This is a genomic window from Bacillus sp. AFS059628, assembly GCF_002571225.1.
Taxonomy (GTDB): domain Bacteria; phylum Bacillota; class Bacilli; order Bacillales; family Bacillaceae_G; genus Bacillus_A.
The window spans coordinates 29,259-42,600 of sequence record NZ_NVEC01000038.1 but is presented as its reverse complement, the minus strand read 5'-3'; the positions used below and the strand labels follow the sequence as shown (position 1 = coordinate 42,600).

Here is a 13,342-nt window from a genome sequence, read left to right as displayed (position 1 = left end):
CATAACACTTATTGATTGAGAGGTTGTTTAATGAAAATAATTTTAAGTAATGTGTCAAATCAACCTTTATATCAGCAAATAAAGGAACAAATTAAAGAATCAATATTTAACAATGAGTTAAAAGAAGGCGAACAGCTACCATCAATTCGCTTATTGGCCAACGACTTACATGTAAGTGTATTAACTACAAAAAGGGTCTATGCGGAACTAGAAGCAGAAGGTTTTATTATTACTAGGGTTGGCAAAGGAACCTATGTAGCTCCCACAAACCTAGAGTTATTAATGGAATCCAAGCGCCACATGGTAGAAGTCAAACTTGCAGAAGTCTGTCAAATGGCTCGAAGTATAGGAATTCATGCGGATGATCTCCATACAATGATGGACTTAATGTTAGAAGAGGAGGAGAGTGGCAAATGAATGCTGTGCTAGAAGTGAATAAACTAAATAAAGCCTATGGGAATTTTTTGTTAAAAGATGTTACTTTTTCACTAAAAAAAGACTGTATAACAGGTTTTATTGGTACGAATGGTTCTGGAAAAACTACTACAATTAAAGCGATTCTTGGACTCATTTTAAAAGATTCCGGAAATATTAGTTTTTCTGGAAAAGACATGGATAAAAATGAAAGGAAATCTAAAAACAAAATTGGCATTGTGTTAGATGAGGGGTATTTCTATGATGAATTAACATTAAAAGAAATGAAAAATGTGATTGCCCCTTCTTATACTGACTGGGATGAAGCAGTCTTCTTATCTTATATTAAACAATTTAATTTAAATCTAAGACAAAAAATTTCTACTCTATCTAAAGGGATGCGGATGAAATTCGCGGTTGCTTTGGCTTTATCACACCATGCAGACTTACTGATAATGGATGAACCAACAAGTGGGTTGGATCCATTAGTACGGAGTGAATTGATGAATATTCTTTTGGATTTTATGAAGGAACCAGGTAAAAGTGTCTTTTTTTCTACTCATATTACCTCTGATTTAGATAAAATTGCCGATATAATTATTTTAATCGATGATGGGGAAATTTTACTTAATGAGGAAAAAGATATATTAGTAGAGACTCATGCATTAGTAAAAGGTGACAATCGGTTAATTAATGAACAAACTAAATCTCTATTTCTAAATCTGCATCAATCTCAATACGGGTTTGAGGGGATTACTCGTAAAAAAGATGATGTGCATCGCTTAATGCCTGATGTATTAATGGAAAGACCAACTATAGAGAATATTATGCTTTCATACATTGGAGGTAATAATTATGTTAATTAATCTTGTAATGAAAGACTTTATGTTAGTTAAAAAATATTTCTTAATTCTACTCGTTTTTGCAGCTGTCGCTCCTGTTTATGTTTCTTCACAAATACAGTTAAACGATGGCGGTCTTGTGGGGTTTCTTATAACAGTGCTTTTAACAGAGCATATTTTGTTTAGTACGATATCAAAATTCGAGGATCAGTACAAAGGAGCTGCTTTACTTTGTGCAACTCCATACACACGAAATACATTTGTAAAAGCAAAGTATCTCTTTCTCTTTATAATCTTCATTTGTGTCTCCAGCATTCATATTATTACATCAATTATTATGCCATCGGGTATAGAAAAACTCAGCGTAAATGCTCTTGGAATAACACTTTTAATTTTAAGTATTCTATTTGGTATATTACTTCCTATTCAATTTAAATTTGGTTATGACAAAACAAAATTTATATCTTTTTTCACTGTTTTTTTAATACCTTTTGTCGCTCCTACTCTTATAAGAGGAGTTCAATCGATTCACATTGATTTTACAATCACATTTCCATTTCCGCAAATTATTCAAGACTGGATGCTTTGTTTTATTTCACTAGTCATTAATCTTGTCTCAATGATTATATCTCTAAAGATATATGCCAAAAAAGATTTATAAGTAATTTTTAAATATAATAGGGACAATTGTTAAAGGAAATATGTAATACATACGATTCCCTTTCTTTTTAAAATTTAATAACCTTTTTCTTAATTAAGTCAATTTTATGCATATTGAAATAAACTAAGCCTTTGCATCATTAGTTTTTCTAATTATTTTACTAAGCAGAGAATAAAATCCCATTGCCATCAGGTTAAAAAGTGCATTGTTACTTAAAATAATGAGTTGATTTCCTATATATAGCTATGAAAAGGTGAGAATTTCGCTTTTCGAGTATTTCAACATTTTATCTTGATGGCAATGAGGAGATAACTGTTAAATTTACAAAAGAAAATAATATAAAAAAAGATTAGCATCTAAATAAGACGCTAATCAATACTACAAACAGAAGCAGAGCAATCTTCACAAGCAATTTCGCATTTTAAAAATTGTAAATCGTGAATGGTAATCTTTCCTTTATTAATAGAAATTGTACCTTGCTTTTTTAATTCATTTAACATTCGATTTACACTTTCGCGTGAAGTTGCACAGAAATTAGCTAGTTCTTGATTCGTTAACGGTAAATCGATGAGAATGCCATTTTCTTTTAATACACCGTAACTATTTGTCATTCGAATGAGAGTAGAATATAAGGCACCTTTTTTGCCGTGTAAAACTAAATCTCGGAACTTCGTTTGCATTCTTCTTAAATGTTCACTAATCCATTTCATAAATTCAAATACAAGAGCTGGTTTTTGGAGTAATGCTTTTTCTAACGCTTCACGCTTTATAACGCCTACTTCCACATCTTCAAGGCATTTTGAATTTAATAAGTATTTCGCATTGTCCGTGAACAATGTTAATTCTCCAATAATGTCATATTCTGAACAAATTCGAAGTGTTAATTCTTGTCCGTCAGCACTTAGTTTACTAATTTGTACTTTTCCTGAGTGGACGATATAAAGTTCTGTCGCTTCCATACCTTCTTGAAAAATAAAACTTCCCTTTTTTATCTGCATTTTATATTCAACAGATGCAAGTAATTCCTTTAAATCTTGAGATAATGTCATACTGTTTGCCACAGCAATCACCTTTCTTCTTATAAGCAATACATTTCCTATTTTGAGTGTAAGTATGCTGAAAATGCAAGAGCTATTTCAAAATTGATGTAAAATTTCAATGACCGTAAGGAGTAGTGACTGAAGATGTGAACAAAATGCGAACGGATTTGTGAAGAATTTTTGAATGGGGAAAGTAATGTGAGAAAAGTCACATTGAATATGTCGCTTCTTTTTTATAATGAAGGCAAATAAAAAAACGAAAGCTTACTAAGCATTGCAGCAGAAAAGAAGGGATATAGATGCACGAGAAAATGAAAGATTCTTTAGAACGGCCACTTCAAGATTTACGTATTTCAGTTATTGATCGTTGTAATTTTAGGTGCACATACTGTATGCCTGCTGAAGTGTTCGGACCTGATTACGCTTTTTTACAGGAAGAGTTTTTATTATCTTTTGATGAAATAGAGAGACTAGCTAGGTTATTTATAAGTATGGGAGTTGAAAAAATTAGGCTTACTGGCGGTGAACCATTATTGCGTAAAGACTTATCTCAGTTAATAGCAAGGCTTATAAAACTAGAAGGCTTAAAAGACATTGGGCTCACAACAAACGGAATTCATTTAGCAAAACAAGCTAAGGCGCTAAAAGACGCGGGATTAAAGCGTGTAAATATTAGTTTAGATGCGATAGAGGATCACGTTTTCCAAAAAATTAACGGAAGAAATGTAAGTACAAAACCTGTACTGAAAGGAATAGAAGCAGCAAAGGCTACTGGATTAGAAGTAAAGGTAAATATGGTCGTAAAAAAAGGAATGAATGACAGTCAAATTCTTCATATAGCTCGTTATTTTAAAGAACAAGAAATACAGTTACGTTTCATTGAGTTTATGGATGTGGGCAGTACGAACGGATGGAATTTTGAACAAGTTATTACGAAGGAACAGCTAATAGAGAAAATTAATCGTGTGTATCCGATTGAGCCCGTTACACCTCGTTACTTTGGAGAAGTTGCGAAATTGTATCGATATGTAGGGAGCGATGCAGAAGTTGGATTTATTACTTCAGTATCTGAGTCATTTTGTTCTTCTTGTACGAGAGCTCGTATTTCGGCAGACGGTAAGTTTTTTACGTGTCTATTTGGAACGAAAGGAACGGATTTGCGAACGCTTCTTCGAGAAAATATTTCTGATGCATCGCTATTAAAAATTTTACAACATACATGGCGATATAGAACAGATCGATATTCAGATGAAAGAACGGCGGAAAGTACGAATAAACGTCAAAAAGTTGAAATGTCGTACATTGGCGGATAGTGAAAGGAGGATTCCTTATGCAAGAGCGATATTCAAGGCAAGTGTTGTTTTCTAGAATTGGTGAAATGGGACAAAGGAAAATAAGAAAGAAACATGTTCTCTTAATTGGTGCAGGTGCACTAGGGGCTGCGAATGCAGAAGCACTCGCTAGGATGGGGATTGGGAAATTGACAATTGCCGATCGTGACTACGTCGAATGGAGTAATTTACAGCGGCAACAGTTATATACAGAAGAAGATGCAAAGCAATGCAAACCAAAAGCAATTGCAGCAGCAGGACATGTAAGAAAGATTAATTCTGAAGTGGAAATTGTACCAGTTGTAACGGATGTCACAATGCAAGAAATAGAAGAGTTAACAAAAGAAGTGGATCTCATTATAGATGCCACTGACAACTTCGATACGCGCCTACTTATAAATGATATTTCACAAAAAGAAAATATACCTTGGATATACGGTGGATGCATTGGAAGTTACGGTGTAACGTATACAATTCTGCCGGGAAAAACACCATGTTTTCGCTGTCTGATGGATCATCCTATGGGCGGTGCTACATGCGATACAGCCGGAATCATTCAGCCAACTGTACAGATGGTTGTTGCGCATCAAGTTACAGAGGCGATGAAAATATTGGTGGATGATTATGAGTCGCTAAGAGGGACGATGTTATCATTTGATATTTGGAACAATCAATATCTCTCATTAAAAGTAAATAGACAGAAAAAAAGTACATGTCCATCTTGTGGAAAATCACGAACGTATCCTAGTTTAACATTTGAAGAGCGGATGAAAACGGAAGTGTTATGCGGACGGAATACAGTTCAAATCCGTTCAGGAATAAAGAGAGAGCTTAATTTAACCGAAATTCAAAAGCGATTACAAAAAAGTGTACAGGTCAAAAAAACGCCGTACTTACTATCATTTCTAATTGATGAATATCGTTTCGTTTTATTTACAGACGGTAGGGCATTTATTCATGGGACAAATGATGTGAAAATAGCAAAACGATTATACGCCAAATATATAGGATGAACAGAAAGAGCGTTTCTCCTTATTAAAACGAGGTGAAAAAGAATGTTAGATAAACGTATACCAATTCCAGTAGCAGAAGCGGTTGCGCGTGTAATGAAATATGCCCACCAAGGCGAAATAGAAAAGGTTTCTCTTATAGAAAGCTACGGTAGAACGCTTGGAGAAGATGTTATTGCAGATCATGATGTTCCGCATTTTGATCGCTCTCCGTACGACGGATTTGCGATTCGAGCGGAAGACACAAAAGAAGCTAGTAACAGTAATCCCATTCAGTTTGAAGTGATTGGCGAAATTGGAGCCGGGTCTGTTTTTACAGAAGATGTAAAAGCATTTCAAGCTGTCCGTATTATGACAGGAGCCGCAATTCCGAAAGGGTGTAATGCGGTTGTTATGTTGGAGCTAACGGAAGGCTTTGAAGAAAACGAAAAGACTTTTATGGTATTAAAACGCTCTTTCTCTTCTGACGATAATATTTCTTTTAAAGGAGAAGATGTAAAACAAAATAGCATTCTTGTGAAAAAAGGGACTGTTATTAATCCTGGAGTAGCAGCACTTCTTGCTACGTTTGGTTATAGTTCCGTACATGTTGTAAAACAGCCAGTTATTGGAATTGTGACGACAGGTAGTGAACTGCTTGAAGTACATGAACAATTAAAACCAGGAAAGATTCGAAATAGTAATTCCTATATGATTGCTGCTCAAATTGAACGAGCGGGCGGAGTTGTACAGTATTATGGGCAATTTGCTGATGATTTTGAGACGTGCTATAACACTGTAAAAAAAGCGATGAAAGAAGTTGATATTTTAATTACAACTGGTGGCGTTTCGGTAGGAGACTATGACTATTTACCTGCTATTTATGAGAGATTACAAGCTAATGTACTTTTCAATAAAATAGCGATGCGACCAGGAAGTGTGACAACTGTAGCTGAGGTGGAAGGAAAACTATTATTTGGTTTATCTGGTAATCCTTCTGCTTGTTATGTGGGTTGTGAATTATATGTTAGACCAGTCATTCGAACATACTTGCATAGAAAAGATTCACACGTATTTCGTGCTGAGGCGATTTTACAAAAAGACTTTCCAAAAGCAAACCCATTCACTCGTTTTGTGAGAGGAAAAGTGGAAATTGTAAATGGAAAATTGCAAGCGACACCAGTTGGTTTAGATAAATCTAGTGCAATTTCTTCACTTGCAGAGGCGAACGTATTTATTGTCCTGCCGGGAGGAACAAGGGGGTTTGAAGCAGGAATAACTGTTTCAGTACTGTTATTAGAATCAAACGCCGGAAGTGAGTGGCCGTGGGAAGAACCGCTTCGATCGTACAAATAAGAGAAAAATAGATCGCTAACTTATATGAAGATAAGAGGTGCAAGATGACACATCTGTATTATGAAGTAATTGATACACCAATTTCAATTGAGGAAGTTACAAACAAAGTAATTCATCGTGAGTGTGGTGCAGTTACTACTTTCATTGGTACTGTTAGAGAATTTACGAAAGGCCGTCGTACGCTATATTTAGAGTATGTAGCATATAAAACAATGGCAGAAAAACAACTTGAGAGAATTGGCACCGAAGTAGAGGGGAAGTGGCCTGGGACATTTGTCGCCATTACACATCGCATTGGTATATTACAAATTTCTGATCTTGCTGTTGTCGTTGCTGTTTCTACACCACACCGGAAAGCAGCCTATGAGGCGAACGAATATATTATGGAGCGTATAAAACAAATCGTTCCAATTTGGAAGAAAGAGTTTTGGGAAGATGGTGAATCTTGGATTGGTGATCAGTTAGAGAAGTTAGCGTATGAGAATGGCGAACCTGGAAAGGAGATGAAAATATGATTGAAGTACTATTATTTGCACATTTACAAGAAGAAGTAAGCAAACCAGCATTACACATCGATTGTGAAAATATTACAGTTGCTGAACTAAAGAAGGTACTTATTAAGGAATACAACGTAGCGATTTCAAATGAGATTATGGTTGCTATAAATGAAGAGTATGCAAATGAGGATGACATCATTCAAACTGGCGATGTCGTAGCAATGATTCCGTCGGTAAGTGGTGGTTGATTCTTTTCAGCCTAATCATGTTAGGACGTGATTAGGCTGGAGGGAATGAATATAACTATACATACATAGGAGGGAACAGGATGAAAAGTCCTAATTTTCAATTAAGTTTACAAACTTCTAATCTAGTTATCGGTTTTATGGTATGGGTCATTTTATCATCATTAATGCCTTATATTAAAGCGGATATTCCATTAACTGCGGGACAAATTTCTATGGTAACAGCAGTACCGGTTATTTTAGGTTCTGTTCTTCGCATTCCAATTGGTTATTGGACAAATCGTTTCGGAGCAAGAAAATTATTCTTTATTAGTTTTATTCTATTATTATTTCCTGTCTTTTATATTAGTGTTGCCAATTCAATGATGGATTTAATTATTGGTGGTTTATTTGTCGGAATTGGTGGGGCCGTATTCTCCGTAGGTGTAACTTCACTACCGAAATACTTTCCGAAAGAGAGTCACGGTTTTGTAAATGGTATTTACGGTGTCGGTAACGCCGGAACAGCAATTACTTCGTTCTTAGCACCTGTTATCGCAACTTCAGTTGGCTGGAGAACGACAGTACAATGTTATTTAGTTTTACTTGCAGCGTTTGCACTTATGAACTTTTTATTAGGCGATCGTAAGGAGAAAAAGGTGAATACACCATTAATGGAACAAATAAAAGGTGTATATAAAAATGAAAAACTTTGGTTTCTATGTATCTTTTACTTTTTAACATTCGGATCATTCGTCGCATTTACAGTGTACTTACCAAACTTTTTAGTATCTCACTTCGGATTAGAAAAAGTGGATGCAGGTATGCGGACAGCTGGATTCATTGTACTCGCAACAATTATGCGTCCGGTTGGTGGATGGCTCGGTGACAAATTTAACCCATTTAAAATATTAATCTTCGTATTTATCGGTTTAACACTTTCAGGTATTATTTTATCATTTATGCCTAGTATGAATGTGTATACATTTGGTTGCTTATTAGTCGCATTTTGCGCAGGGATTGGTAATGGTACGATCTTCAAACTCGTTCCAATGTACTTCTCTGAACAAGCTGGTATTGTAAATGGACTCGTTTCAGCTTTAGGAGGACTGGGAGGGTTCTTCCCGCCATTAATTTTAACATTACTATTCCAACTAACAGGCCATTATGCAATTGGATTTATGGCATTATCAGAAGTCGCACTTGCTTGTTTAATCATTACAGTGTGGATGTATAGTCAAGAAAAGCTGTTAGTGATGTTAAAAAATCATTAATAAAGAAAAAGAGCCGTCCCGAAGTATTTTGGGATGGTTCTTTTAGTAATAGGCTTCAATATGTTTTTTATTAATATCTTAACAAATGTTCGTTTTCTAAAATAATGTGGTTTTAAAATGAAAAACAGAAGGGTAATGGAATTTTATGTTAAAATATAGATATCAGATGTTATTCAATTAAAGGGCAGGTTAGCTCAGGCACAAAGTTTAAACTAATTTTTAGAAAGCAAATATTTAATTGGATCGGGGTTGTTTAGATGAAAAAGTTATATAAGTCCACTCAAGATAAACAAGTATCAGGTGTGTTAGGTGGCTTAAGTGATAAGTATGGAATTGATGTAAGTATTCTTCGCATAGTAACTGCATTATCAGCTTTTTTTACTAGTGGATTTACAGTGTTACTTTATATAATTGCTGCAATTGTTTTGCCTACAGATAAAGAAATTAAACGATAAATGTATAAAATTAAATCTAATTCCACAATGGGGAACTTTAAAGGAACGAGTAGCTAAAGGTACTTCGCCTCTTACACGTTTCGCGTACTAGAAAGGGAATTTGCCCTTGTCGGAATATATCGAGAACGAAAATAATAACTTTTAAATTAAACGATGACTATTGATCGCTAACGAATCGATAAATAGTCGCTCCTTTCTAAAAGCCGTCTATTAATATGTATAAAAATATATCAATAGCTTGAAATGTTCCGAAATTTAAAAAACATATAAAGGTATCTATAACAAGAAAAAACTGCATATTTTTTAGGCCCAGATTTTTGGGTAAGGCTAATGGATATTGTGAAAAAGTAAACTTAAAATAAAGAATACAGTTTAGGTTGATAAGATAAAATTATGAATTTGTATAAATAATTCATAATTTTCTTTGTGAGTCATGTTTGATATGTTAAAGAAAAGAGAGCGTTTAATCCAACTAAAATATATGTAGAATGAGGTTTTAAATGTTTATTTTCATTATATTAGACGTAATAGTACCAATATTAATATTGATGCTAATTGGTGCAATCTTACAAAGGAAGTTCCAATTTAACTTAAAGCAGCTATCTACACTTATTAATTATTGCTTGATGCCAGCGGCTGTATTTGTGAATATATATGATATTAGTATAGAAACAGGTTTGTTGCTCCAGATCATGTACTATTTAATGCTTTATAGTCTGAGTCTAATGCTAGTAAGTCATTTCATTTCAAAAACATTAAAGTTAGAAAAAGGAGAAAGTGCAGCTCTAAAAAATAGCATTTCGTTAATGAATTCCGGTAATTATGGATTACCAGTAAGTCAATTGATTTTCAGTCACAATCCAGTGGGGATTTCCATTCAGATTTTCATTGTGATTTTCCAGAATCTTTTAACTTACTCATATGGGATATATAACTTACTATCAGAAACAAAAACAATCGGAGGTATTATTCAATCATTTCTAAGACTGCCTGTATTTCATGCGCTCGTACTAGGGATTCTCTTTCAATCGTTTACAATTCAAATACCTAATTCTATCTTTCTACCTCTTAATCAGCTTGCGAATAGTTTTGTTGCCATAGCACTCATATTGCTAGGAGCGCAATTATCCAACATTAACCTTAATTTTTTCCATCGAGTCATAACATGGGCTTTAATTGGAAGGTTATTGATGGGACCATTATTAGCACTTGCCATGATCTACCTACTAAACATTGATGGTATTGTTGCACAATCATTATTTATTGCAAGTTCTTTTCCTACTTCAAGAAATACATCAACTATTGCTATGGAGTATCAAATAGAGCCTGAACTACATGCACAAATCGTTTTATTTTCAACACTTTTCAGCATTATTACAGTAACTGTCGTTATTTATTTATCATATATTTTGTTTTGAATATACGTTTAAAACCGAATGGATTTGAGGCGGTAAATGATGGACGGAAATCCCATCGATATGAGAGGGAAATAGTTTTTGAAATATTAGGTGTTGTTTACAATTGTACTATGTCCGATAATCAAGCAACTTAATTCAAAAAAGAAACCAAAACAAAAAGAACAAACGCTTCTAAAAAACGTTTGTCCAAAGGTAATTCCTATTTTAGCCGAAAAATAGATTATAATTTGTGGGTACGAGAAAGCTTTTTTATAAGATTAGGAAGTATAGATGTTAATTCTTGCTTCAAACGCTTCGTAAACGATGGATCTTTACCTGAAGTTGAAATAGTGACAACATATTCATCATGTCGGATGACGCCAGGGATGTGAAAAGATGATTCTGTACCATCACTTACAACGTTAACCCACTGGAAATCGTGGGCGGCCTGTTTGACCATCAGATTTACAGCATGTTGATTTGTAGCTGCATAAATAAGGTGAGCATCTTTAATATCATCATTAGTAAAGGTTTTTTGCTTCCAAGTAATAAAAGGAAGTTCCTTCATCTCCTCGCAAATTTCTGGGCTGATAACGGTGACAAAAGCGCCTGTATTTTTTAATCCAGACGCTTTTCGATATGCGATTTTACCTCCACCAATAATAACGACCACTTTTTTATTTAAATTAAGCATAAGAGGGTACATGTTATACATACACACATTCCTCCATTCGTCCTAACAATGTTAACTTCATATATGTATCAAACTGAAGACAGTTACAAGTCGTAACGTGATTGTATTTTTTCGTATGCAACTTAATCTTTTGAAGCAACAGTCCGGTAAAGAGAAGGTACGGCATGACATATACATGGGAGGCAGTCGATGTTATAGTCTTCAGCTCAGCAGTAAAAGAGGGTGTTCCTTTCGTTAAAAAGGAACACGATACTGGCATGCCGAGTTTTCGTTCGACAATTGCTCCGATTTGTTGTAACTCATGTATCGGCTGTGTATCACTGCTGCCTCGTCCTACGAGTAAAATACTACTACCTTGTATTGGCATAGCTTCACGTATTTTTTTCACTACAAGTTCCACCATATGTGGATGCGTACTAAAAGGAGGTACAACTGAAAATGTTATTTGTGGACATTTCTTTTGTAGTTGTTCTATTTCAAAAGGAATATCACGTTTATAGTGAGTTGCTGCAAATAATAAAACAGGTACAATCATGATTTCAGTTGCTCCCTCTAGTATCGTTTCTGTAACTGCATCCGAAATGGTAGGTGTTGTTAGTTCTAGAAAAGCTATTTTTTGAATTCTTTCGTTACGTTCTTTCATAACAGATTGAACAAAATGAATGAATTGTTCATTACCTTCTTGCAAGCGACTCCCGTGTCCAACATATACAATTCCTTTCATCGTATCACCAAATCTTTCTTCATAATCATATTTTGTAATTGCTCATCGACATGATGAAAACCAACTTTATTCGCATAGTGTAAAGTTGGAACGTCGGTATACGAGAAAGGAAGAGTAAGGATATCGATAAAGCCAAGTCTTTTTATTTCTGATAAAAATGTATCAATTGAGGCACGTCCTTCAAACACAATACTATCCCATGAGAATTCAGAAAACATCCGAGAATGGACTTCATCGAAGCGATGATCAATTGTATATTCATGAGTCATCATATAGGAGCCAGCACCAATTTTCTCTTGAATAAAAGCAATTCGGTTAATATTTCGTCCTAAATAAACAGTTGTATCGGAAGAGAACTCTGCTTGTTTACTTAGTAGCCCATATCGTATAAGTTTTTCTTGAGTGGCAACGTTCATATGTTGCAGCCCTGCCTGTAAAGAACGAATATCTTTTTGGTGTTTACTACATGATTGCATCAATATTTCTACACTTTTAGCTGAACAAAAAACAAGACGATCAACGTTAAAAATTTCATTGATTTGTTCAAGTGTTAATATGTATTCTACCTTTTTGAAAGTAGGAATTTGATATATTTCTGCACCGTCTTCTTGTAACTTTTGTTTCATTGAACTTGTTTTATTCGTTGCGGATGCAAATAAAACTTTTTTCCCATGTAATGGTTTACGTTCTTTCCAAGCGATTTGATCCCGTAAGGAAACGACATCACCAACAATTGTCATTGAGGGATTGGAAATGTTTTCGTTTTTGACGATAGAAACAATGGTTGAAAGTGTTCCTGTGACAACGCGCTGCTTTCCAGTTGTACCCCATTCAATGACTGCTACTGGCGTATCTTTTTTCTTTCCTGCTTGTAGTAAGTTTTCACAAATTGTAGGTAAGTTTTTTATACCCATGTAGTAGGCAATTGTATCGCTATTGTGAGATGAATTATATTTTCCATAATCGGTTAAAGGACCTTTCGCATGCCCAGTTAGTAAAGTGACGCTATTACTGTAGTTACGGTGGGTGAGGGGGATACCTGCATAGCTACTAGCGGCGATGCTAGATGTAATACCTGGTACAATTTCATATGGAATGTTCGCTGCTGCTAAAGTTTCTGCTTCTTCACCAACCCGGCCAAAAATAGATGGATCTCCACCCTTTAAGCGGACAACGATTTTTCCTTCTTTCGTAAATTGAAGGAGGTGGGCGTTAATCATTTCTTGTCGCATAATATGATTCTTTGGCATCTTTCCGCAATAAATAAGTTCACATGTTTCTTTTGTATAATGAAGAAAGAAAGGGTTTAATAAACGGTCATATAAAACGATATCTGCACGCTTTAAACAATCTATCGCTTTCTTTGTAATAAGCCCTTCATCACCTGGTCCTGCACCAACTAAATATACATATCCGTTCATAATTGCACCTCATCTATTTTTAT

Annotated in this window: 15 protein-coding genes; 11 read left to right on the top strand and 4 right to left on the bottom strand. The window is 34.7% G+C overall.

The window, feature by feature from the left end; translation table 11 throughout:
• The first annotated feature begins 30 nt into the window (after positions 1–30).
• From COL05_RS13550 to COL05_RS13540, 3 genes are read left to right on the top strand one after another with little or no spacing between them, the layout of a single operon-like run.
• Positions 31–417: a GntR family transcriptional regulator gene (locus COL05_RS13550; RefSeq protein WP_033691642.1), complete on the top strand. Its 387-nt coding sequence runs from the start codon at positions 31–33 to the stop codon at positions 415–417.
• On the top strand, positions 414–1,280 hold the full coding sequence (locus COL05_RS13545) for an ABC transporter ATP-binding protein (protein WP_002194298.1): 867 nt from the start codon (positions 414–416) through the stop codon (positions 1,278–1,280). The genes COL05_RS13550 and COL05_RS13545 overlap by 4 nt, the downstream gene beginning before the upstream one ends.
• Positions 1,270–1,917 (top strand): ABC-2 transporter permease, encoded by a 648-nt coding sequence (locus tag COL05_RS13540; protein ID WP_098668990.1) that lies wholly within the window; start codon positions 1,270–1,272, stop codon positions 1,915–1,917. Before COL05_RS13545 ends, COL05_RS13540 begins: the two co-directional genes overlap by 11 nt.
• 368 nt (positions 1,918–2,285) lie before the next feature.
• Here the strand turns inward: COL05_RS13540 and COL05_RS13535 are convergent, their stop codons facing one another.
• Complete coding sequence (locus COL05_RS13535) at positions 2,286–2,978, bottom strand: Crp/Fnr family transcriptional regulator (protein ID WP_098668989.1); 693 nt, start codon at positions 2,976–2,978, stop codon at positions 2,286–2,288.
• A 278-nt stretch (positions 2,979–3,256) separates the two neighbouring features.
• Here COL05_RS13535 and moaA point away from each other — a divergent pair, with 278 nt between their 5' ends.
• The 8 genes from moaA (at position 3,257) to COL05_RS13490 (ending at position 10,501) form a co-directional block, all read left to right on the top strand.
• Entirely contained in the window at positions 3,257–4,270 is a 1,014-nt protein-coding gene (moaA, locus tag COL05_RS13530) for a GTP 3',8-cyclase MoaA (RefSeq protein ID WP_098668988.1), read from the top strand.
• A 17-nt stretch (positions 4,271–4,287) separates the two neighbouring features.
• Positions 4,288–5,301: a molybdopterin-synthase adenylyltransferase MoeB gene (locus COL05_RS13525; RefSeq protein ID WP_098668987.1), complete on the top strand. Its 1,014-nt coding sequence runs from the start codon at positions 4,288–4,290 to the stop codon at positions 5,299–5,301.
• A gap of 42 nt (positions 5,302–5,343) precedes the next feature.
• Entirely contained in the window at positions 5,344–6,633 is a 1,290-nt protein-coding gene (locus tag COL05_RS13520; protein ID WP_098668986.1) for a molybdopterin molybdotransferase MoeA, read from the top strand.
• Positions 6,634–6,677: 44 nt separating this feature from the next.
• Entirely contained in the window at positions 6,678–7,148 is a 471-nt protein-coding gene (locus COL05_RS13515) for a molybdenum cofactor biosynthesis protein MoaE (RefSeq protein ID WP_098668985.1), read from the top strand.
• Positions 7,145–7,378, top strand: coding sequence for a molybdopterin converting factor subunit 1 (moaD, locus tag COL05_RS13510; RefSeq protein WP_098668984.1), 234 nt, complete (start codon positions 7,145–7,147; stop codon positions 7,376–7,378). Before COL05_RS13515 ends, moaD begins: the two co-directional genes overlap by 4 nt.
• An 80-nt stretch (positions 7,379–7,458) precedes the next feature.
• Complete coding sequence (narK, locus tag COL05_RS13505; RefSeq protein ID WP_000841865.1) at positions 7,459–8,628, top strand: nitrate transporter NarK; 1,170 nt, start codon at positions 7,459–7,461, stop codon at positions 8,626–8,628.
• Positions 8,629–8,885: 257 nt separating this feature from the next.
• Positions 8,886–9,083: a PspC domain-containing protein gene (locus tag COL05_RS13500; RefSeq protein WP_064473971.1), complete on the top strand. Its 198-nt coding sequence runs from the start codon at positions 8,886–8,888 to the stop codon at positions 9,081–9,083.
• A gap of 500 nt (positions 9,084–9,583) precedes the next feature.
• Positions 9,584–10,501, top strand: a complete 918-nt coding sequence (locus tag COL05_RS13490) for an AEC family transporter (RefSeq protein ID WP_098668983.1) — start codon at positions 9,584–9,586, stop codon at positions 10,499–10,501.
• A gap of 220 nt (positions 10,502–10,721) precedes the next feature.
• Here the strand turns inward: COL05_RS13490 and COL05_RS13485 are convergent, their stop codons facing one another.
• The 3 genes from COL05_RS13485 to COL05_RS13475 are packed head-to-tail and all read right to left on the bottom strand — an operon-like array spanning position 10,722 to position 13,319.
• Positions 10,722–11,195: a precorrin-2 dehydrogenase gene (locus COL05_RS13485; RefSeq protein WP_098668982.1), complete on the bottom strand. Its 474-nt coding sequence runs from the start codon at positions 11,193–11,195 to the stop codon at positions 10,722–10,724.
• On the bottom strand, positions 11,188–11,898 hold the full coding sequence (locus tag COL05_RS13480) for a sirohydrochlorin chelatase (RefSeq protein WP_098668981.1): 711 nt from the start codon (positions 11,896–11,898) through the stop codon (positions 11,188–11,190). The genes COL05_RS13485 and COL05_RS13480 overlap by 8 nt, the downstream gene beginning before the upstream one ends.
• Positions 11,895–13,319, bottom strand: coding sequence for a uroporphyrin-III C-methyltransferase (locus COL05_RS13475; RefSeq protein WP_098668980.1), 1,425 nt, complete (start codon positions 13,317–13,319; stop codon positions 11,895–11,897). The genes COL05_RS13480 and COL05_RS13475 overlap by 4 nt, the downstream gene beginning before the upstream one ends.
• Between the last annotated feature and the right edge of the window lie 23 nt (positions 13,320–13,342).